Consider the following 20836-nt stretch of genomic DNA (forward strand, 5'->3'; position numbering starts at 1 on the left):
CCCGACGATCCGGTGATGGGACTGGAGGAGGAGATCGAGGAACTCCGCGAGGAGATCGCCGAGACCCCCTACAACAAGGCGACCGAAGAGCACATCGGCCGCCTGAAGGCCAAACTCGCGGAGAAAAAAGAGAAGCTGGAAAACCAGTCCTCCCCGGGCGGCGGCCAGGGGTACGCCGTCGAAAAACACGGCGACGCCACCGTCGCACTCGTAGGGTTTCCCAGCGTCGGCAAGTCGACGCTGATAAACGCCGTGACGAACGCAGAGAGCGAAACCGGCGCCTACGAGTTCACGACGCTGGACGTCAACCCCGGAATGCTGCAGTATCGGGGGGCAAACATCCAGATGCTCGACGTTCCCGGGCTCATCGAGGGCGCTGCAGGAGGTCGCGGCGACGGCAAGGCGGTTCTTTCGGTGGTCCGGACGGCCGACCTGGTCGTCTTCCTGCTTTCGGTGTTCGAGATCGACCAGTACGACCGCCTCAAGCGGGAACTGTACGACAACAAGATCCGGCTGGACGCCGAACCGCCGAACATCTCCGTCCGGAAGACCCACAAGGACGGGATCCGCGTCACGATGGGCGATGGCGTGTCGCTGGACGAGGAGACGGTAAAAAGCGTCCTGCGGGAACACGGGTTCGTCAACGCGGAGGTGACGATCCCCCACGACCTCACCTTGGACGAACTGATCGACGGCGTGATGGACAACCGCGTGTACCTCCCGTCGATCGTGGCCGTGAACAAGGCGGACCTCATCGACCGAGAGTACCTCCCGACCGTGGAGTCGGAACTCGAGGAGCGCGGCCTCGATCCCGACGAGGTGACGTTCATCTCGGCAGAGCAGGAGCGCGGCCTGGGCGCCCTGAAAGAACGGATCTGGAAGCAGCTGGGATTGATCCGCATCTACATGGACAAGCCCGGACGCGGCGTCGACTACGAGGAGCCGCTGATCCTCCGGGAGGGGCAGACTGTCGGCGACGCCTGTCGGAAGATCGGCGGCAACTTCGAGGAGCGGTTCAAGTTCGCACGCGTCACCGGTCCGAGCGCGAAACACGACGAACAGCAGGTGGGGAAGGACCACCAGCTCGAAGACGAGGACGTTCTCCGGATCGTGGCCCGGAAGTGAACGAACTGCTACCAAACCTTTAGGTCCGGCGTCGTCGTCGGTTCTCCCGACCCATGCGTGCAGCGATCCTTCGCGAGTACGGCGAACCGCTCGAGATCGCGACGGTTCCCGATCCCGAACCGGACTCCGACGGCGCGGTCGTCGCAGTCGAGGCCTGCGGTCTCTGCCGGAGCGACTGGCACGCCTGGAAGGGACACGGCGAGTGGGCGGACGACAACGTTCCCCTCGGACAGGTGCTGGGACACGAGCCGGCGGGAGCGGTGATCGCGGTCGGCGAGGAAGTCGACCGGATCGAGGTGGGCGATCGTGTCGTTGTCCCGTTCTCGCTGGGTGAGGGAACCTGTCACAACTGCCGGTCCGGTCACGGGAACGTCTGTCGGGACGGCCTCGCGCTGGGGTTCCAGCCGGAGGCGCCCGGGGCGTTCGCCGAGGAAGTGGCGGTTCCCGCGGCCGACTACAACCTCGTTCGGCTTCCGGACGCCCTCGAACCCAGGGACGCTGCCGTGCTCGGTTGCCGGTACATGACTGCCTACCACGCGCTGGCCGACCGTGCTGATCTTTCCGGTGGCGACTGGCTCGCGGTGCACGGCTGCGGCGGGGTCGGCCTGTCGGCGATCCAGCTCGCGGACGCACTCGGTGCCCGCATCGTCGCCGTCGATCCAGACGACCGGGCCAGGGACCGGGCGGCGACTGTCGGCGCCGACGCGACGATCGATCCTGGGGCGAGCGATCCCGTCGAGGAGATCCGTTCGCTTACGGACGGCGGCGCCGACGCCTCTGTCGACGCCCTCGGCATCGCCGAAACCTGCCGCAACTCCGTTCGGTGTCTCCGCGAGCGGGGCACCCACGCGCAGGTCGGGCTAACCACGGACGCCGAACGCGGCGAGGTCTCGCTACCGACCGACTGGATGACCCGGTGGGAGATCACGTTCGTCGGCTCCCGGGGGATGCCACCGACGCAGTACCAGCAACTGTTCGATCTCGTAGCGGCCTCCGGGATCGACCTTGCGGATCTCGTCGCCCGCGAGATCTCCCTCGAGAACGTCTCCGACAGGCTGGCGGCGATGACCGACCACGAAACCGTCGGCGTAGAAGTGATCACCGAATTTTGATCGCCGTCCGGTGAGATACGAGCGACCACTCCTTCCCGTGAGGTTCAAGCGACTCGATCCCCTCGAACTTCCATGGACGACGCCGTCTCTCGGCCGCCGGGTTCAACTGCTCGGGCGGCGATCGCCGTCCTTCTACTGGGGTTGCTCCCCTGGAGCGTGCTCTGGCAGGGAGACGACGTCGCGTTCGTCATGGTCTGGGGGCTGTTCCATCCGAGCGGTCTCCACGTTCACTCGCTTTACGTGTTGCTCACGGAGTCGTGGCCGTCCTACTGGCTGCTCCCGCACTCGCTGCGCGTGTGGCCGGTCGGGACGCTCCTGTACGGGGCGGCGCTTGCGAGCGCAGGTGGAGGTGCCGTCTTTCGACGGGAGGATCCGCGAGTTACGGGCGGCTTACTCGTCCTCGCGGGGATCGCGGCGCTTTGGGTCTCGCTTGGACTTGCAACCCGAACCGTGGGGGACGTGATCGCGATTCCGGTCGGCACCGTCGGGCTCTGGCTAGTCGCGTGGTGGTGGTACGGTCCGGCGCTGCGAAACCTGGTGTAGGAGAGTTCGCCGGCCGCGACCGATCAGTCCTTCCAGTCTGGATCAGTCCGTGGCGGGGAGAAGACGTCGATGCCCACCGCCGGTTCGTCGCCGTGGTTGGACACCTCGTGGGGCTGGCCGCCCGGGAGCACGTAGCTGTCGCCCTCTTGGAGGACGAGCTCTTCTCTCTGGCCGCTGTCCTCGCCGACGACGAACGTGAGTTCCCCTCGAAGGAGATAGCCCGCCTGCTCGTGGGGGTGACTGTGCGTCGGGACTTCCTTGCCCGGTTCGATCCGGAACTTCTGGAGGCTCATCCGCTCGCCAGCCGCCAGCGCCGAGAGGTGAACGCCCTCGACAGCTTCGCTCGGGTCGGCCTCGTCGGCCGTGATCCGTTCCATACCCCCTCTGCGGGCGTACATCACTTAAACACCTGCAAATACGGAGGTCACTCTCCCCGGCTGTTCAATTTTGACCATTCGCGTCGCCTTTAAGCAGCACTCGAACGTGTACTTGTGTACTGCTACCGTACAACAGTACAATGATCGATTTTTCCAACCGAGTCAACGCAGTCGAACCGGCCGCACCGTTCGTGATAACCAATCTCGTTTCCGAACTTCAAGAGCAGGGAGAAGACATCGTCGATCTCAGCGTCGGCCAGCCCGACTTCGAAACCCCAGAGGAGATCCTCGAGGCGACCCACGAGGCGCTGGATGCGGGACACACGACGTACACGCCCTCGGACGGGATCCCCAAGCTCCGGCGCGCTGCCGCAGGGTATCTCAACGAGCGCCACGGACTCGATTACGCCCCGGAGAACATCATCGCGACGCCTGGTGGCAAGCAGGCGCTGTTCGAGACGGTCATGGCGATCGTCGATCCCGGCGACGAAGTGATCGTGTTCGATCCGGTCTGGTCTTCCTACGAGCCGATGGTGAAACTCGCCGGCGGCGAGGCAGTTCACGTGGATCTCGCGCCGTACGACTTCCGGCTCGAGCCGGCCCTGGACGACCTCGCCGAGGCGATCACCGACGACACTGCCCTGATCATGCTCAACTCGCCGGTCAACCCCAGCGGGATGGTGTTCTCCCGCGCCGCCTTCGAGGGAGTTCGCGACCTCGCGGTGGATCACGATATTCCGGTCATCTCCGACGAGATCTACAAGGAACTGATCTTCGAGAAAGAACAACCGAGCCTGGCGGCGCTGGACGGGATGTTCGACCGGACGATCACCATCAACGGCGTCTCGAAGACCTACTCGATGACCGGCTACCGCCTGGGCTTTATGGCCGCACCCACCGACCACACGACCCAGGCCGGGAAGGTCCACAGCCACTCGGTGTCGTGTGCTTCGAACTTCGTCCAGCACGCCGCCGCCGAGGCGCTCGGCAACGCCGACACCGACGCGATCGCCGGGGAGATGAAAGAGACGTTCAGGCGCCGCAGCGAGACGCTCGTCGATCTGTTCGCCGAGCGCGGGGTCGATATCCCCGAGCCCGAGAGCGCTTTCTACGCGATGATCCCGATCGAGTCCGACGACGACATGCAGTGGTGCAAGGACGCGGTGCGGGAGGCCGGTGTCGGCCTGGTTCCCGGACAGGCGTTCGGGACGCCCGGCTACGTGCGTGCCTCCGTCGTCGACACGGAAGAGCGGATCCGTGAAGCCGTCGATCGGCTGGACGCCGAGGGATTCATATGAGGGACGGAAGCGCAGGGGATCCGAACGGCAACCCGACGGTGTACGTCACCCGGCAGATCCCCGACGCCGGCCTGGAACTGCTCGAAGAGTCGTGTGACCTCCACGTCTGGGACGGCAAGCTCCCGCCGTCGAAGGATCACATCATCGAGCGACTCGCGGAGCTGGAGGCCGACGGCCTGTTGTGTCTCCTCTCCGACGACGTCGACGGCGAGGTCATGGACGCCTCGCCGAACCTGCAGGTCGTGAGCACCTTCTCCGTGGGGTACGACCACGTCGACCTCGACGACGCAGCAGACCGCGGGATCGCAGTCGGCCACACGCCGGGCGTCCTGTCGGAGACGACCGCCGACTTCGCGTGGTCGCTTTTGATGACTACCGCGAGACGGACCGTCGAGGGCCAGGAGTACGTCCTTGACGGCGAGTGGGAGACGTGGGGACCGAAACTCCTGACCGGCCCGGACGTCCACCACGCAACGCTGGGCGTCATCGGCCTCGGAAACATCGGCGAGGCGGTCGCCCGTCGCGCGGCTGGCTTCGAGATGGAGGTGCTCTACTCCGACGTCGGACCGAACGAGGAGGCGGAAGCCGACCTGGAGGCCGCCGGCGTCGACGTCACCTACGTGGATCAGAACGAACTCCTCGATCGCAGCGACTTCGTCACCCTCCACGTCCCGCTGTTCGAGTCGACCCACCACCTGATCGGCGAGGCGGAACTCCGCCGGATGAAGGAGGGTGCAATTCTCATAAACACGAGCCGGGGTCCGATCGTCGACACCGAGGCGCTCGATACGGCCCTCGAGGAAGGGTGGATCGAGCGTGCGGGGCTGGACGTGACCGATCCCGAGCCGCTCCCGGCGGACCACGAGATCCTCCGGCACTGTCCCGAAAAGCTGGTCGTCACCCCGCACATCGCGAGTGCGAGCATCGGAACCCGCAACCAGATGGCGACGATGGCCGCCGAGAACCTGCTTGCCGGCATGGCAGGCGAATCGCTCCCGAACTCGGCGCTCGAGGATCGTTCGTAAGCCGACCAAACGAATTCCCGTACCGGTATTCACCCTTCTGGAAGATCGCTTATTGCGGTTCGATAGCCTTTACTACTGCCCATCGACAGATCAATCACCGTCAGCTATGTCTGATCCGAACCTCTCGGTGGGTTTTTGATGACCGATATCGAGCGACGTCCGGAGGACGAAACGGAATATAATGAGTACCTCCAGCGGAGTGAAACAGTCTGGAACCGATGGAGCGAGTGGTACCGGCTGAGTGAGCAAGATTTCGAGCCGATACGCGAGGCGTTGCTCGACAGCCTCGACATCGAAGTGGGTGACCGTGTGCTGGAGATCGGCTGTGGCCCCGGTGTCAACTTCGGAATGATCCGAGATGCTATCGGCTCCTCCGGGCGCCTCGTTGCTGTGGATTACAGTCCAGAGATGATTGCCAAAGCCAACGCACGGATTGCCACCAACGGCTGGGAGAACGTCGACGTTGTCCGGGCGGATGCGACGACGGCCGACCTGGGTGGCCCCTACGACGCAGCTATCGCCACCCTCGCATTGGGTGTGATGCCGGACATCGAACGCGCCGTCCAGAATATTCACTCGTCGCTCGAGCCGGGGGCTCCGCTGGGCGTCCTCGACATCCGCCCCTTCCAGTCGGGTTTGCGTAGAGTGGTTAATCCGCTACTCCGGTGGGTCCTGAGCTGGTACGCCAACTGGAATCCGAATGAGGACGTTCCAACGGCTGTCGACGGTGTCTTCGGGGGATATGACCAGTTCCAGACGTATATGTTGGGGACGGTCTACACCCTCGAAGCGACCCGACGTAACAGCAGGGACTGATCCCCCGTCTTGCACGACCGTCTCTCCAATTCAACGATTATCTGAACATAAATGCAAGACATCGAGTATTAATACACGGCGACGAATGACGGATCGAGACTGAGACTGTGATTGTAGTTTACAGAATTTTTATGCAATCGATCCGTTTACTGGAAACCGAACCGCACTGAACGAACTGATCAATCCACGAGAATACCCGAATCCATGATGGGCCGAACAATTATCGAAAGAGTGATGGGAATCGCCCATTCGATATTCTCGACTATCCTGTGGAACGACTCGCAGGATAGAGCCCGGGCACCATGGCGAATTGTTCTGCCCCTGGTTCCTGTTCTCCTCATAGCGGCCCTTGTTGCAACCGTAATCGTCGATACGGTTTCGATACCCGCACTCATTTTCATCACCCAATTGACCCTCGCCCTCTCGGCGTTCGTTGCATTCGCAGTGAGTACGCGGTACCTCGATCGAGGCCGATCGATCTGGGACTACGGGGTACGTACTGATCGTCGCTGGGGACTGAATCTCACCGCGGGGTTCGTGATCGGCATTCTGGCTGTGGTGTTCCCATCTGTTGTGGGAATCGCGACGGGATGGTACGGGGTCTCAACCTTGTTTGCCACCCACTCGATGGCGCTTTGGGCCGGACTCGGGTTGATCTTCCTGGCGTACCTCTGTACGGGCTTCTGGGAGGAACTCGTCTTCCGGGGGGTCCTCATGTCGAACGCGGCAGACGGACTTCGGGGTTGGTTCGGGAGGAAGAACGTGATCGTCGTCGTGCTGGTACTGCAGGCAATCATTTTCGGTCTCGTCCACGTCGATCAATGGATGGTTCAGGCACCGCATCCCGCGTTCGTTGCAACCTGGATTCTCGGCGGGCTCATGTTTGGACTGCTCTATCTGTGGAGCAACGATCTGGCCCTTCCGATCGGCGTCCATGCGGCGATCAATACTGCAGAGGCCGGTCTGGTTTCCCAGACGGCGCCGGCTGACGGCGGTATCCCGGTACTCGTATTGGTCGAACCGATCAGTCAATCGATACTCGCGGGCCACGGTGGCATCTTGATGATCAGTCGAACACTGATCGCCTTGCTCCTCGGCGTATTGTGGCTCCGTTACGTTCGAAAGGGTGATCTGGTGTTATGGACGCATCCCGCTATGGTCGTGGTTGAACAGCCCCACGAGGAAACGTGATTTCCTCGCCGATCTGGTAATTCTGGAACGGGTTTCGCTTATATACTGTGTAAAATTTCGACATCTCGGAAGTACAATAACCACAGGATAGCGAGCAGTCCGACTATCAGGACTCCCCCGGCTTCAATCCCGCCACCGTACTCTACGATCGGTGATTGGATGGTCGGCTCTACACGGGCGATCGCCGACAACTCCCCGGGAAGGGAGGTTCGCACCATGACTCCCGAGTGTACGATATTGAACGACGCGTGGATGCCGATCGGAAGCGCCAGATCACCACTCAGGAGGTAGAGAACCCCGAACAGTACCCCGACACCGACCCACGTCAACAAATAAAACGGATGTTCGATCGGTTGAGGGCCGATATGGAGGCTCCCGAACACGACCGACATAACGAGTAATCCACCAACGATAGCCCATTGTGTCGGGAACCTATCGCGGAGGCCTTCAATACTGTTCGAAAGGAGGACGCCTCGAAAGAGCAATTCTTCCGAGAACCCGACACAGAGATTGGCGAGGACGAGTATCAGTAGTCCACTCCACAGCGCGACTGCGCCGCTGTCCAACACGTCCACGACCTCGAACCACCCAGCATAAATCCCGAGCAGGAACGGGACTGTCGCTCCGGCAAGACCGATCACGAACCCCGCAAGGAGATCCGAAACCCAGCGGTGGTTGATCCGCAATCCGTAGTCCCAGATAACTCGATTGTGGTCGAGATAGCGGGTGCTGGCCGCAACAAATACGAGAGTCGCTACCGCTATCGAAAACTGTAACAGGAGCATAGCTACCGGTACAGCAACCGCGTCGAAGAACACGGGACCGATGCTGAATCCGATAGCAATCACCGGGAGCAGTGGGACAAGAATTCGCCAGGGTGCCCGGACCCGCGTCCGATCGTAATTCCAGATAAACGAAGTCACCGTAGCGCGGATCGATCGAACGCTCATCAGTTGCTCACCCCCGGATACAGGTTCGCGCCGATGAGAATCGTTTGTACGGCAACGAGGAAGCCAAGGAGCGTGAAGACAGCGAATTCGTAGGAGCGTCGAACGTCTTCGAACTCATCGGTTCCTTCGAGATGGCGGGCGAGTCCCGTGGATCCGACGTAGAGTGCGGCAACGACGACGGGAAACCCACCGAGAACGATAGCCGTTGGTGCGTACTCGGGACCGTAATGGACGCCAACTGACCAGCGGATGCGAACGTACTCCCCGAGCACTCCGTATGCAGCGGTGCTCAAAACGGTACTTCCAAGGACGACCAGTAACCCGCCTACTCCGGTCGGACGGAGCCAGGTTCCCGGCCGTTCGAGATGGCTTGACATCATTGCGGGTGGATCAACGGAGTGGTGTCAAAAAACAACGAGACCACCACTTCAGCTTCTGAAGCAGTGAAAACCCCTTTTAGTACCGGTTCGTCATATCACACGCGTGAATGAGGATTGTGATGTGGAAACGATCGGGTCGTTGTTAGCGGACACAACTGCCCGAACAATCATTCGGAAAACCAGTCACGAACCTATGTCAGCACGCACGTTGAGCGAACACTGTGACGCGTCGCAACCAACCGTCTATCGTCGGTTGAACGATCTCCGCGAATGTGGGCTACTTGTCGAACGCACCGAACTCGATCCCGACGAGGGACACCATCGAACGGTGTACGCGACGAACCTTCACCGGATTGTCGTCCTTCTCGACGATGACACGATAGCCCTTCAGATCGACCGGCGGGAAGACATGGCGGATCGGTTCACTCGGCTCATCGAGGGGATGTAAGATGTGCGCTGTACCGCTCCAACTGTGGGAACCGGGGGCTCCCCCGGACTGGGCCGTCACGTACATACAAGCGACCGACGTTTTGAGCGCGCTGATCGGCATCTTCATCGCCTACCAGGCCTACCGCGGCTACCGTCGGAACGAAAGCCGACCGATGCTTTTTATCTCGATCGGATTCGTCCTCGTTCTCGCCGTCCCATTCGTGTTACTGTCGGCGTATCTGCTGATTCCGTTCCTGACCGAAACGGTCGTCGGTGTCGTCCAACAAACGAGTCAGATACTTGGCCTGCTGGCGATCGTGTACGCACTCCGAATGCCAGGGTGACTTCCAATGACCGGTGGCGCTTCACGGAAAACGTACGGCTATATCCCCCCGCACGAGGCGCTCGCGCTCCTCGGTAGCGAGATCCGTGCCAAGATACTCCTGACACTCAGCGAGGCCCGGGGTGGAGCGGGACCGCCGCCAATACTGTCGTTTTCGGAACTCCGGTCGGCGATCGATTCCGACGTCGACAGCGGCGGGTTCAACTACCACCTGCAACAACTGACAGGAACGTTCGTCGAACGTGTCGAACCGACCGACAGCCGTGATGACGCCCAAGTCGTCTCGGAGATGGCAGACGTCTCGAAGGAAGGATTTCGGCTTCGTCCCGAAGGAACCACCCTTATTCGGATCGTCAGGGCGTGGACGACCACGGGTGAAGAATCGATCGATCCGTTCGAAATCGGACTCGACTGTTATCACTGCGAAGCGCCGGTCACCGCAGAGTACCGTAACGCTCTCTTCGTGGTGCAGTGCGGGCACTGTGAGTATCTGTATGACTACAATCTCACACCTCCCGGAATTCTCGGTGGCGATTCAGAGGCCATCCTCGATCGGGTTGCGGAGTACAACCGCACCCACCGACTGGCGTTCGCTCGAGGGCACTGTCCACTTTGTGGCAGCAACGTGAACGTAGAGTTTCAGGATTCTTCGGAAACCGCCTACCCACGCCGGGACCTTCGTTCGGTTCTGATCCAGCGTGGCTGTCGTCACTGTGGGAACAAAGACACCCTCACAGTCGGCGAAACGATGCTCGGTGACGCTGAACTGATTGGGTTCTGCCATCGACACGGTCTCGAGGTAACGACGACGCCGATCTGGGAGCTCGAGTTCGCCGCAACCGACCGCGGCGTATCCGTTCGATCGAAAGATCCCTGGGAGGTACTTCTCTCGGTGAGCGTCGACGGCCACACACTGGAACTCGTCGTCGATAGTTCGCTCTCGGTGCTCGAACGAAACCGGAAGTGAGCACGTACCGAGAATAGACGCTGACACGCACCGCCGGAGAGCCGAACGATAAAATACCCGACCGCACAACCCGGTACCATGTACGCGGTCGTCGGCTGCAACGAGTGTGGAAACCTCTGGCTGCTCTCCGATCCCGACGGTCAGGAGTCGGCCACCTGCTCGCGGTGTGGCAAGCGCCACCGAGTGGCGAAGCTCAAGCGCTTTTATACCGACGAGGACCGCGCGGCCGCACGGCAGGCTCGGGCGGCGCTTCTGGCGAACAAGCGGGACGAAAGCGAGTCGTTCGCCGAGGTGGCCCACGTCGCCGACCTCGAACGGCAACTCGAGGACGCGGGCGTCGACGACCGGGAGTACCTCGAGGAGTCGGGGCTGGACGTGGCCGAGATCGAATCCGCCGGCGAGAACGCGAGCGTCGGGGCAGGCCAGTCCTCCGCCCGATCACGCGAGGAGATCGTTCGCGACGCCGTCGACTGCGTCGAGGAACCCACTGAATCCGAAATCGTCGCGTACGCGACCGATCGCGGCGTCCCGGAAGACGCCGCCCGAACGATGCTGGAGCGGCTCGTCCGGAGCGGGGACGCATCCGAATCCGGCGGTCGATACCGGCTCTTGTGAAGTACCTCGGACGACCCCGAGGCACTCTGCTTGCTTTCTCTGTAGACCGCTATACCCCGCGTTAGGGAGGACCCGACAGCCTCATTTCCGTCCCGCCACAACCGACGGACATGCGCGTCAGGGACTGGCAGGACATTCTCGAGGACGTCGCCTCCGAGGACGCGGATCCCGACGGCTGGCGGGCCGTTGCGGGCCGCAGGAACGCTGGCGTCGGCGAAGACTTCTATCTCGGCCATCCCGCGATCGGCGTCTACCAGCTGAAAACGTACGCCAAGAATCCCCGTGATCTACGGGGGGTGGGTACCCGTGTGGCTCGCCGGATCGACGAGGAACTGGATCCGCTGTTGCCAGGTCACGGGGAGGAAGACGGCGGTCGGTTCGCGGTACGACAACCCCCGGAAGACGAAGACGAGGCCGAACGGATGGCCAGACAGCTCGAGGAGACCGTCAAGGTGCACGCGGAGGCCCCCACGACGCCCGAGGACTTCTTCGAAGACGTTATGGAGGCCGTCGACTCCCCCGCTTGGGGGCCGATGGAGTACGAGTTCGCCGGTCGACCGGACCGACTCGACGAGTTGTCGGGCACCTTCGAGGAGGCCGAGCAGCTGTTGAACAGCGAACTCGAGGACCTGATCCAGGAAGACGAGGTCGACCGCGGCTTCCATTGACTTCCTCTCCGCCCGGCGGCGAAGATTCCCCCGTGGGTAACGCGTCAGTCAGCGCTCACTCGCCGGTCGGGTCGGCCGAATCGCCCCCCGGCCTGATCGAGTCGACCCGGCGGAGCTGATAGGAGAGGCCGGCTGCCGCAAACAGGAGTACAGCCAGGTTGAATCCGGCTTTCACGATCGGTTCGTACGGCTCCGAGATCCACAGTTCGATCGCGGCGCCGACCTGGAAGTAAAACTGGAGCGCGGCAACCGCTGCAAGCAGCAGGAACGCGACGAGTAACGCCCTGTCGAGGTAGCGCCTGAGCCGGTTGGTCGTCCCAACAAACTCCTCGTCGGGCTGTTCGTCGGTGGGTTGTGCTTCGGTGGATTGTGCTTCGGTGGACTGTTCGTCGGTGGACTGTTCGTCGGTGGACTGTTCGTCGGTGGACTGTTCGTCGGGAGACTGTCCGCCGTTCGGTTCGCCTGCGAGGGATTTTTGGTCGGTCATCGTTGGGAATTCCGTTTGGGTCGAGGTCAGTTACCTGGTGTCCGACGCGAGCGAGCCAACAACAGCGCAAGCGCGATCACGGCGACGCCCCCGACGAGGGGGCCGAATCCGGGCGTCTCTTCCTCGAGTTCCTCCGGCGCCGGCGTCGCCTCCGGCCGCGGTTCGGCCGTCTCCTCTGTGAACTCCTCGATCTCGAACGCGATCTCCTCGCGCGTCTCGTTCACGTCGAGTGTCTCCTGGGGATTCAGGTTGGCCGCCTCGCGCGTCTCGTCGAGGATGACGTCGTTGCGAACCAGCGCGGCATCGACGTAGTAGTTGTAGCCGTCGGGAACCTCGACGGTCGCGTCGACGGAGTGGGTTCGGCCAGGACGCAGTTCGCCGACCGGTTCGACCCCCTCGTCGGCGACGACGTTCGAGTCGGCCTGCCGCAGCACGATCCGGAGCTCGACGTCGTTGACGGGGTCGTCCCCGCCGTTGGCGACCAGCGCCGAGATCCGCAGGGTCGCCGTCCCGTCGCTCGCGTCCTCGACGCCGACCGACAGCGACGGCAAGACCGGCCTGTCTGCAAAGGAGACGGTGGTTCGTTCGTAGGGCGGTTCCAGCGCTTCGACCCCGCGGACCGTCGTCGACGTGGTGTCGAGCCGTTCGGACCCACGGAAGACGGTCGTCTCGAGGCGGTAGCCACCGTCCCTGGGGACCGTAAGCGACGCCTCGACCGACTGTTCGCCGTCGACGTCGACCTCGCCTACGTCGACAGTCTCCTCGGCGGTGAGGAGCCCGGAGTCGGCGTCGTAGGCGCGGTGACGGACGGTCACGTTGTCCGCAGCGTTACCGCGGTGGGCGAGCGCAGTGGTGAGCTGGAGCTGGACGGTTTCGCCGGTCACCTCGGCCGGGGAGACGGCCACCTCGGCGATGCCGACGTGCCCGGGACGGACCGGCTCTTCGGGATCCGGATCCGCGAGCACGCCCGGACCGGCGAGGGCGGCGATCGCGACGACCGCGAGCAGTCCGACTGCGGTCGCCGCAAGGAGGGCTTCGCGGTTCATGCGATGGGACGTTTACGATCGGGGGATAAGTCTTTTGTGACGATCCACAGTGTCGGTACGCTACTCCCCCCGGCTCCCGGACCGATTATATGCTCCGGCCACACACCAACTCGTATGACGACGTTCGTTCTGGCAACGAATGGGGTTCACGTGAGCTCGACGCTGTGTGATTATCTCGACGAGCGGATCGAGGCCGAAGACACCGTCCACGCGGTGAACTCACAGCGCGGCGGCGACGCCACAAGCGCCGAGGCCGTCCGAGACGGCGAGGAGGCGCTGAACGTCGTCTCCGCCCGACTGGGAACAGTCGCGACCGTCGATACCCACCAGTTCATCCGCGGCAATACCCCGGCGGCCGACGTCCTGCAGTTCGCCGAGGAGGTGGACGCCGACGAACTTGTCATCGGCGTTCGTGAACGGTCTCCGGCCGGAAAGGCGCTGTTCGGCAGCGTCGCACAGAAGCTCCTTTTGAATACGGACCGACCAGTCGTCGTCGTCCCGCGGGAGTGAGCCGGCCGCCGTCGCCTCCGAACTTCGGCCTTACTCCTCGATGAGGTACTCCGCGAGCGTCGGCACGAACGTCCCGATGTCGGTGACCATCCCGATCGCCTGCGAGGACCCCCGATCGAGCAGCTGCGTCACCGTCGCGGGGTTGATGTCGACACAGACGGTTTTCGTCGTCGATGGGAGACAGTTCCCGACGGCAACCGAGTGGAGAAGCGTCGACAGCATCAACACGAGGTCCGCCTCGTGAGCCTGGTCCCGGATGGCGTCCTGTGCTTCGACGGCGTCGGTGATCGTGTCGGGCAGGGGGCCGTCGTCCCGGATCGACCCTGCGAGAACGAACGGCACGTCGTTTTCGACGCACTCGTACATCACGCCGTCCGTTATCACGCCCGCCTCGACTGCCTCGGCGATTCCGCCGTGCCTGATCACCTCGCTTATGGTGTAGATGTGGTGTTTGTGTCCCTTCCGGGGATGTTCGAGGGTGTCGACGTCGACTCCCAGCGACGTCCCGTACAGGTTGCGCTCGATGTCGTGGGTCGCGAAGCCGTTCCCGGCCGACAACGCGTCGACAAAACCGGCACGGACGAGCCGCGCGAGGTCTCCGCCCGCGCCCGCGTGGATGACGGCCGGCCCCACGACGACGAGTACGTTTCCATCCGACTCGTGGGTGGCCTCGATCTCCTCTGCGACCTCCCGGATCGTCGATTCCGAGGGGCGTTCCGCCGAGACGCCCCCCTGCATGAAGCCGAACGGTCCCGACGCGTCGCGCGGACGTTCCGGCGGTCGAACGCGGATCCCCGACTCCCCGACGACGACCAGGTCGTCCTCCTCGATCGCGTTCAGGACCTTCGTGTACGCTCGCGGTTCGTCGGTCCCCTTTTCGCTACCGGGATCGACCACGATCGCACAGTCCATCTCCATCCGCTCGACGTCGAGCCACTCTCCGTCGTACCGCACTGCAGTCGGATGGTTTGTCGTAGAGTAGAAGCCGGGCGGAACGACCTGATCGGCCGGTGCCGCTTCGAGCGTCGCGTCCCGCGGGTTCGCAAGCGTCGCCCCGTTCTGGTGGAGTTCGTGGATGATCGACTGCAGGGTCGACTCCTCTTCGGCGGTGACGACCATCCGACAATAGGAGGTCTCGTCTTTGTGCTTTCCGACGTCGAACTGCTCGACCTCGAACATCCCCCCGAGTTCCATGATCGCGCCGAAACACTGTTGCATTGTCCCGGAGTCAATGATGTGCCCCTCCAGTTCGACTGTCCGCGAGTGAGTCATGGACGAGCGAACGGTGTCCGCCGGTATGTGGGTTGCGGCGAAAGCGATGTTTGCTCTGCCGGGGGATACGCATGATCGTGGGCAAGATTGCGGTGTAGCCGCCCCCGTAGCGGCATAGAGGTGGGAAGATTGAGACACATTGATACGGGTGGCCCTCGCGTACTCGCACATGACGAGCGTGAAGGAGTTCCGGATCGAAACCGAGCCGACCGCGACAGAGACGGGACGCGGACGGTTTTACTTCACCGACGCGTACTCGGTGTTCGACTGGGGGCAGATGCCGGATCCGATTCCGAACAAGGGGGCGAGCCTCTGTGTGATGGGTGCCGACAACTTCGAGCGTCTCGACGCTGCGGGGATTCCGACCCACTACCGGGGAGTCGTGCCTGCCGGAACCGACGACGCGGCCGGGGATCGCGAGTCGACGTCGCTTTCGGCTGCCGCCGAGGCGGTCGAATCGGGCGAAGCAGAACCCCCACGCGAGATGGAGATCCAACTCACACAGGTTCCAGACCTCCCGTACGACGGTGAATCGTACGACTACGGTGCGTACCACGCCGAGGCGGGCGACAACTACCTCGTCCCCCTGGAGGTCGTGTTTCGCAACACCGTTCCCGTCGGTTCCAGCCTGCGATCCCGAACCGACCCTGCCGATCTCGGACTCGATTTCGACACCTGGCCCGACGAGACCGTCGACCTCCCGAAGCCGGTGGTGGAGTTCTCCACGAAATACGAGGAACAGGACCGATATCTCGACCGGATCACAGCAGACGAGATCGCGGGGAAGGCCGACATTGACGACCTCGAGACGCTCGCACGCGAGGTGAACGACGTCGTCACGGAACGGGCGACGGACGCGGGGTTCGTCCACGAGGACGGGAAAATAGAGGTCCTGTACCACGGCGGAGCGCTCCGCGTGGCCGATGTCGTGGGGACGTTCGACGAAAACAGGTTCTCCTACGGCGGGCAAGAAGTCTCGAAGGAGGTCGTGAGACAGTGGTACAAACGGGAACAGCCCGAATGGGTCGACGCCGTCGCCGCGGCAAAGCGGGACGTCACAGAACGGGAGATCGCCGACTGGCGGCGGCTCTGTTCGGCCGAACCGACGTCGCTTCCCCCCGACGTACTCGACGCGGTCTCGAAACTGTATGCCGCCGGCGCCAACGCGTACACCGGACGGGAGTGGTTCGACGCACCCCCGATCGGCGACGCCGTCGAAAAGGTCCGGCGGCTGTAACGTCCGGCGGCTGTAACGTCCGGAAGCTGCAGCTCGACGACAGTAGCGCTCGACGGAAGAGACCTCCCGTCCTGGCCGACTACACCGCCAGTTCGCCTTTCGCCTTGATGACCGTCAACTCCTCGGCCTCGATCGTGTCCACCTCGAGCCAGGTGGGGACGTACTCCCGCTTCTCGAAGGTTTCCCGCTCGTCCTCCGTTCCGATCGTACACCACAGCTGAACCTCGTCTGGACCGTGCCAGTCGCCCTGGCGTTTGACGGTGAAACAGACGAGTTCCTCACCCTCGTACTCGATGATGGCGTCCTTGCGGATCCCCGGGTCCCCCCGAACGATGAGGTGTTGCATACTTCCTGGTTCTGTAGGCCCGGGCTTGAAGTCTTCGAAGATCAGTCCTCGGCCGCATTCTCCCCTCCCGAAATCAGCCCCCGACCGAAAACGGCGATTCGGTCTCGCGCCACTTCCATCCGGGCAGCCGCGTCTGGAACCCCGCGGCGAGCGCCGCATCGAGGTCGTCCAGCCCGGCGGCGTCGTCCCCGGGGTCCAGGTCGGGGCGCCCGTCGTCTACGTCCGGCTCCGCGTAGTGAACGTGCGAGTCCGCGAAGTGAAACGTCGCCTCCGCCAGCAGCGCGAGGGGCTGACCGCCGGCGATCGTCGACGCCAGTTTCCGACCGAGTATCTCGTCGACGACGAACCCCGGATAGTCCCCTTCGATATCCAGGTCCCGGAGGAGGCCGACGTAGCCGGCGACGTTCACCGCACAGTCCCCGTCGGCAAACACCGTCGCGACCTCGCGGCGATACTGCTCGCGGTCTACCGTACCCACGTCAGTCTCGAACAGTTCCCCCAGCGCAGTCCGGGTGTCGTTTATAAGTGGAACGACGATCGGCGCGCGGTCGCGGACCCAGTCGCGCTCGCTTGCGACCGTCTCGGGCGTTATTCGCATACGACCGGATCGACCGCTGTCCTCTTAAATTGCCGGCCGTCGAGGGATCGCCACGAACCGCGTCTTTGCGAAGGCTTTTATAATAATCGCGTTTAAGGTTCGTTCGAGCGGGTTTTCCTGCACTGTTCCCGCACTGCAGCCCCGGATACGAACCCGGACAGACTACCACTATGTACCCTCGTGGCTCGACCGTCCCGGCGATACCGCTATCGAGCAGTGCCGTCCGGCGGTCGGTCGCGGCGGGGAACCTCTTTGAGCTATGAGCGCAGTCGACAAACAACTCGAGCAGATACGAGACGAGATCGAACAGGAAGTACCGCCGGACATCCACGTTTCCGACGTCAAGTACGAAGGACCGGAGGTCGTCGTGTACACCCAGCATCCGAAGGAGTTCGCCCAGGACGGCGACCTCGTTCGCCGGCTCGCGTCGAAACTTCGAAAGCGGATCACCGTCCGCCCCGACCCCAACGTATTGACGCCGCCATCGGAGGCGGAAGCCGCGATCCAGAACGTCATCCCCGACGAGGCCGGCGTGACGGACCTCGATTTCCACGCCGACACTGGCGAGGTCGTGATCGAGGCCGAAAAGCCGGGGATGGTGATCGGTCGACACGGGTCGACGCTGCGGCAGATCACCCAGGAAGTCGGCTGGACCCCGGAGGTCGTCAGAACGCCGCCGATCGAGTCGGCGACCGTGTCGAACGTCCGGAACTTCCTGAAACAGGAACGCGAGGAGCGACGCGACATTCTCGAGCGCGTCGGCAGGCAGATCCACCGCGAGGAGATGGCCGACGAACAGTGGGTGCGAATCACCACACTCGGCTGCTGTCGGGAGGTCGGTCGGGCCGCGTTCATCCTGTCGACGGCTGAGACGCGTATCCTCATCGACTGTGGGGACAAGCCCGGCGCCGAAGGGGAGGTCCCGTACCTCCAGGTGCCCGAGGCGCTGGGGGCCGGCGCGACGAACATCGACGCGGTGGTGCTCACCCACGCCCACCTCGACCACTCCGCGCTGATCCCGTTGCTGTTCAAGTACGGCTACGACGGGCCGATCTACTGTACGGAGCCGACGCGGGACCTCATGGGGTTGTTGCAGCTCGACTACCTCGACGTCGCCACAAAGGAGGGTCGGACGCCGCCGTACCAGTCGGAGATGGTGCGGGAGGCGATCAAACACACGATCCCCCTCGAATACGGCGACGTCACCGACATCGCCCCCGACGTGAAGCTGACGCTCCACAACGCGGGCCACATCCTCGGCTCTGCAGTGTCTCACTTCCACATCGGGGACGGACTGTACAACGTCGCGTTCTCCGGTGACATTCACTACGACGACACCCGCCTTTTCAACGGCGCGGTCAACGACTTCCCCCGCGTCGAGACGCTCGTCCTCGAGTCGACCTACGGCGGGCGAAACGACTACCAGACCGACCAGGAGGACTCCGAGCGGAAACTGATCGATGTGATCAACCGGACAGCCGACGACGGCGGGAAAGTGCTGATCCCGGCGTTCGCGGTGGGGCGGTCACAGGAGATCATGCTCGTGCTGGAGAAGGCGATGCGCAACGGGGAGATTCCGGAGATGCCGGTCCACCTCGACGGGATGATCTGGGAGGCGACGGCGATCCACACCACCTATCCGGAGTATCTGCGCGACGAACTCCAGAACCGGATCTTCCACGACGACGAGAACCCGTTCCTCGCCGACCAGTTCAACCACATCGACGGCGGGGAGGACGAACGACAGGAGGTCGCCGACGGCGGCCCCTGCATCGTTCTCTCGACGTCGGGGATGGTCACCGGCGGACCGATCATGTCCTGGCTCCGTCACGTCGGAACCGAACCGGAGTCGCGGCTCGTGTTCGTCGGCTACCAGGCCCAAGGGACCCTCGGCCGCCGGATCCAGAACGGCTGGGACGAGATCCCGATCAACACCCGGGGCAACCACGGCCGCGGGGAGACGCTCAAGCTCGAAATGGACGTCGAGACGGTCGACGGCTTCTCCGGTCACGCAGACAGACAAGGCCTCGAGAACTTCGTCAAGACGATGAACCCCCGCCCCGAGAAAGTGCTTTGTGTCCACGGCGACGAGCGCTCCGTCCAGGACCTCTCCTCCGCGCTGTATCACGAATACAACATGCGGACGTTCGCGCCGAAGAACCTCGAAACGTTCCGATTTAAATAGCTCACTCCGATTTCGCGGGGCGACCGAGTTCGCGTTCGACTGCCTCGACTTTTTCGCTCGCGCGCTGGTCCCGCGTCCGTTTGTCGTCGATCTTGAGAAAGGTGCTCACCCGGTCCCCGTCGACCGCCTTGTGGGCTGCGGCAACCGCATCGAGCAGAGTGTCGACGTCGTCGGCCTCGACCACTGTGCCCATCGGATTCGTCTCGTAGCTCACGGCGAAGTCGTCGAGGGCGGCAACGGCCTTCGCTACCTCGCCAGACATGCTCTCTTCGGTCACCGGTGCGACGCTCAACAGGGCGATAACTGTCATGTCGTCCCGTTCGGGCCTATCAATCGTAAACGTGCCGCCGACTGCGCGGACAACGGTTTTCAGCGTCGAGCGCCATCGGACGGACGATGGGATACGCGTGTCCAGTCTGCGCGGTCACACAGCCCGGCGGCGAACACCTCGCACATCACCTGGCGTTTACGGCGATGCTTCACGGCGACGACCACGAGGCGTGGCTCGAGGAGCACGCGCCGGGGTGGGGCGACTGCGGCCCCGAGGAACTGGCCGAGGTGATCGTCGAGAAGGCGTCCGAGACCGAGGGCCCCGAAGTGGAGCAGACGCACTCCCACGGGGAGTCGGTTCCGACCCGCGAGCGGCGTCGCCCTGCTTCAAGGGGCGGCGGATTCGACGACGAGGCCGCAGCGATCCTGCAGGAGGCGCAGGCGCTCACCCGAGCGATGATGGACGACGAGGAAGAAAAAGTGGCGACGCAAGAGGATGAGAAAGCGGACGCTGATAGCGACGGCGACGAAAACGACAGCAATGACATCCAGGACTGACCGACGGGCCTTTTGAATCCCCGTCCCGAGGAGAACCCATGGAGACGACGGGAGTGTACGAACCCGAGACGATCGAGGAGGCGCAGGAAGCCTACAGGGAGGCCGGCCCCGCGGCGAAAGTTATCGTTCGCGAGACGGCCAGCGCGATGGAGTTCGACAGTGCCGAATACGAATCACGCGTGACGAGCGACGTCGTCGAGACCGCCCGGGACGCGCTGTTCGCGTCTCTGCTTTCGGTCCGGATCGGGAGCCGCGAGGAGTTCGAGGAGTGGTGTGGGGAGCGACCGTCGTACGACAGCCGGCTCGTCGGCGGGGAGAACGTCGACCGGGTCGTCTGGCACGCCGCACCGTTCGCAAAGCGGGTCGTTGCGGCGACCTTCCAGGACGCTCGGGAGGCTGCGATTGCGACGGTTCGACGGCAGGCGTTCGGCGAGATCTATCGGAATCGGTTGTAGCCATATCGCTGGCCAACGCACACCCGACGCCAG

General features: G+C 63.2%; 26 protein-coding genes. 17 read left to right on the forward strand and 9 right to left on the reverse strand.

Annotated elements, in window-relative coordinates:
• Positions 1-15 precede the first annotated feature (15 nt).
• The 3 genes from AArcCO_RS10575 (at position 16) to AArcCO_RS10585 (ending at position 2780) form a co-directional block, all read left to right on the forward strand.
• Positions 16-1125 carry an OBG GTPase family GTP-binding protein gene (locus tag AArcCO_RS10575; RefSeq protein WP_259533410.1) on the forward strand — a complete coding sequence of 370 codons (1110 nt, stop codon included), beginning with the start codon at positions 16-18 and terminating at the stop codon, positions 1123-1125.
• Between the two features lie 53 nt (positions 1126-1178).
• Entirely contained in the window at positions 1179-2237 is a 1059-nt protein-coding gene (locus tag AArcCO_RS10580) for a zinc-dependent alcohol dehydrogenase family protein (protein ID WP_259533411.1), read from the forward strand.
• A 72-nt stretch (positions 2238-2309) separates the two neighbouring features.
• On the forward strand, positions 2310-2780 hold the full coding sequence (locus AArcCO_RS10585; RefSeq protein WP_259533412.1) for a TIGR04206 family protein: 471 nt from the start codon (positions 2310-2312) through the stop codon (positions 2778-2780).
• A 23-nt stretch (positions 2781-2803) separates the two neighbouring features.
• On the opposite strand, the gene AArcCO_RS10590 is transcribed toward AArcCO_RS10585, so the two are convergent.
• Positions 2804-3157 (reverse strand): cupin domain-containing protein, encoded by a 354-nt coding sequence (locus AArcCO_RS10590; protein ID WP_259533414.1) that lies wholly within the window; start codon positions 3155-3157, stop codon positions 2804-2806.
• Between the two features lie 140 nt (positions 3158-3297).
• On the opposite strand from AArcCO_RS10590, the gene AArcCO_RS10595 reads away from it, so the two are divergent.
• From AArcCO_RS10595 to AArcCO_RS10610, 4 genes are all read left to right on the forward strand, one after another.
• A complete protein-coding gene (locus AArcCO_RS10595) occupies positions 3298-4455 on the forward strand; it encodes a pyridoxal phosphate-dependent aminotransferase (RefSeq protein WP_259533415.1) in 1158 nt (385 codons plus the stop codon).
• A complete protein-coding gene (locus AArcCO_RS10600; RefSeq protein WP_259533416.1) occupies positions 4452-5480 on the forward strand; it encodes a 2-hydroxyacid dehydrogenase in 1029 nt (342 codons plus the stop codon). The genes AArcCO_RS10595 and AArcCO_RS10600 overlap by 4 nt, the downstream gene beginning before the upstream one ends.
• Before the next feature lie 138 nt (positions 5481-5618).
• Positions 5619-6296: a class I SAM-dependent methyltransferase gene (locus tag AArcCO_RS10605; RefSeq protein WP_259533417.1), complete on the forward strand. Its 678-nt coding sequence runs from the start codon at positions 5619-5621 to the stop codon at positions 6294-6296.
• A gap of 234 nt (positions 6297-6530) precedes the next feature.
• Entirely contained in the window at positions 6531-7487 is a 957-nt protein-coding gene (locus AArcCO_RS10610) for a CPBP family intramembrane glutamic endopeptidase (protein WP_259533418.1), read from the forward strand.
• A 38-nt stretch (positions 7488-7525) separates the two neighbouring features.
• Here AArcCO_RS10610 and AArcCO_RS10615 read toward each other — a convergent pair whose 3' ends face one another.
• Positions 7526-8437, reverse strand: coding sequence for a CPBP family intramembrane glutamic endopeptidase (locus AArcCO_RS10615; RefSeq protein ID WP_259533419.1), 912 nt, complete (start codon positions 8435-8437; stop codon positions 7526-7528).
• The gene (locus AArcCO_RS10620) at positions 8437-8817 is read right to left on the reverse strand and encodes a hypothetical protein (protein ID WP_259533420.1); all 381 of its coding nucleotides are present in this window, start codon (positions 8815-8817) and stop codon (positions 8437-8439) included. Before AArcCO_RS10620 ends, AArcCO_RS10615 begins: the two co-directional genes overlap by 1 nt.
• A 103-nt stretch (positions 8818-8920) precedes the next feature.
• On the opposite strand from AArcCO_RS10620, the gene AArcCO_RS10625 reads away from it, so the two are divergent.
• The 5 genes from AArcCO_RS10625 to AArcCO_RS10645 all read left to right on the forward strand — a co-directional run bounded on the left by AArcCO_RS10625 (position 8921) and on the right by AArcCO_RS10645 (position 11839).
• Positions 8921-9265 (forward strand): winged helix-turn-helix domain-containing protein, encoded by a 345-nt coding sequence (locus AArcCO_RS10625; protein ID WP_345780863.1) that lies wholly within the window; start codon positions 8921-8923, stop codon positions 9263-9265.
• 1 nt (position 9266) lies between these two features.
• Entirely contained in the window at positions 9267-9590 is a 324-nt protein-coding gene (locus AArcCO_RS10630) for a DUF7521 family protein (RefSeq protein ID WP_259533421.1), read from the forward strand.
• Between the two features lie 6 nt (positions 9591-9596).
• A complete protein-coding gene (locus AArcCO_RS10635) occupies positions 9597-10556 on the forward strand; it encodes a DUF7351 domain-containing protein (protein ID WP_259533422.1) in 960 nt (319 codons plus the stop codon).
• Positions 10557-10634: 78 nt separating this feature from the next.
• Complete coding sequence (locus AArcCO_RS10640; protein ID WP_259533424.1) at positions 10635-11171, forward strand: DUF5817 domain-containing protein; 537 nt, start codon at positions 10635-10637, stop codon at positions 11169-11171.
• Between the two features lie 110 nt (positions 11172-11281).
• Positions 11282-11839 (forward strand): hypothetical protein, encoded by a 558-nt coding sequence (locus AArcCO_RS10645; protein WP_259533425.1) that lies wholly within the window; start codon positions 11282-11284, stop codon positions 11837-11839.
• A 55-nt stretch (positions 11840-11894) separates the two neighbouring features.
• On the opposite strand, the gene AArcCO_RS10650 is transcribed toward AArcCO_RS10645, so the two are convergent.
• Together AArcCO_RS10650 and AArcCO_RS10655 are read right to left on the reverse strand one after the other, a co-directional pair.
• The gene (locus tag AArcCO_RS10650) at positions 11895-12326 is read right to left on the reverse strand and encodes a DUF8060 family membrane protein (protein WP_259533426.1); all 432 of its coding nucleotides are present in this window, start codon (positions 12324-12326) and stop codon (positions 11895-11897) included.
• Between the two features lie 26 nt (positions 12327-12352).
• Complete coding sequence (locus AArcCO_RS10655) at positions 12353-13372, reverse strand: DUF7490 domain-containing protein (protein ID WP_259533427.1); 1020 nt, start codon at positions 13370-13372, stop codon at positions 12353-12355.
• A gap of 114 nt (positions 13373-13486) precedes the next feature.
• Here AArcCO_RS10655 and AArcCO_RS10660 point away from each other — a divergent pair, with 114 nt between their 5' ends.
• Positions 13487-13882: a universal stress protein gene (locus AArcCO_RS10660; RefSeq protein WP_259533428.1), complete on the forward strand. Its 396-nt coding sequence runs from the start codon at positions 13487-13489 to the stop codon at positions 13880-13882.
• A gap of 30 nt (positions 13883-13912) precedes the next feature.
• On the opposite strand, the gene AArcCO_RS10665 is transcribed toward AArcCO_RS10660, so the two are convergent.
• Positions 13913-15154, reverse strand: coding sequence for an ornithine cyclodeaminase, nickel-pincer nucleotide-dependent (locus AArcCO_RS10665; RefSeq protein WP_259533429.1), 1242 nt, complete (start codon positions 15152-15154; stop codon positions 13913-13915).
• A gap of 169 nt (positions 15155-15323) precedes the next feature.
• Between AArcCO_RS10665 and AArcCO_RS10670 the strand changes: the two genes are divergently transcribed.
• Entirely contained in the window at positions 15324-16391 is a 1068-nt protein-coding gene (locus AArcCO_RS10670) for a phosphoribosylaminoimidazolesuccinocarboxamide synthase (protein WP_259533430.1), read from the forward strand.
• 79 nt (positions 16392-16470) lie between these two features.
• Here the strand turns inward: AArcCO_RS10670 and AArcCO_RS10675 are convergent, their stop codons facing one another.
• Positions 16471-16737, reverse strand: a complete 267-nt coding sequence (locus tag AArcCO_RS10675; protein ID WP_259533432.1) for an HAH_0734 family protein — start codon at positions 16735-16737, stop codon at positions 16471-16473.
• 73 nt (positions 16738-16810) lie between these two features.
• Positions 16811-17335: a DUF7984 family protein gene (locus AArcCO_RS10680; RefSeq protein WP_259533433.1), complete on the reverse strand. Its 525-nt coding sequence runs from the start codon at positions 17333-17335 to the stop codon at positions 16811-16813.
• 259 nt (positions 17336-17594) lie between these two features.
• On the opposite strand from AArcCO_RS10680, the gene AArcCO_RS10685 reads away from it, so the two are divergent.
• Positions 17595-19520, forward strand: coding sequence for a beta-CASP ribonuclease aCPSF1 (locus AArcCO_RS10685; RefSeq protein ID WP_259533435.1), 1926 nt, complete (start codon positions 17595-17597; stop codon positions 19518-19520).
• Between the two features lies 1 nt (position 19521).
• On the opposite strand, the gene AArcCO_RS10690 is transcribed toward AArcCO_RS10685, so the two are convergent.
• On the reverse strand, positions 19522-19830 hold the full coding sequence (locus AArcCO_RS10690) for an MTH1187 family thiamine-binding protein (RefSeq protein WP_259533437.1): 309 nt from the start codon (positions 19828-19830) through the stop codon (positions 19522-19524).
• An 86-nt stretch (positions 19831-19916) separates the two neighbouring features.
• Here AArcCO_RS10690 and AArcCO_RS10695 point away from each other — a divergent pair, with 86 nt between their 5' ends.
• Positions 19917-20348 (forward strand): DUF5810 domain-containing protein, encoded by a 432-nt coding sequence (locus tag AArcCO_RS10695; RefSeq protein ID WP_259533438.1) that lies wholly within the window; start codon positions 19917-19919, stop codon positions 20346-20348.
• 38 nt (positions 20349-20386) lie between these two features.
• Positions 20387-20803, forward strand: a complete 417-nt coding sequence (locus AArcCO_RS10700) for a DUF5809 family protein (protein WP_259533439.1) — start codon at positions 20387-20389, stop codon at positions 20801-20803.
• The last annotated feature ends 33 nt before the right edge of the window (positions 20804-20836 follow it).

The sequence above is a fragment of the Halalkaliarchaeum sp. AArc-CO genome (assembly GCF_024972735.1).
GTDB lineage: Archaea > Halobacteriota > Halobacteria > Halobacteriales > Haloferacaceae > Halalkaliarchaeum.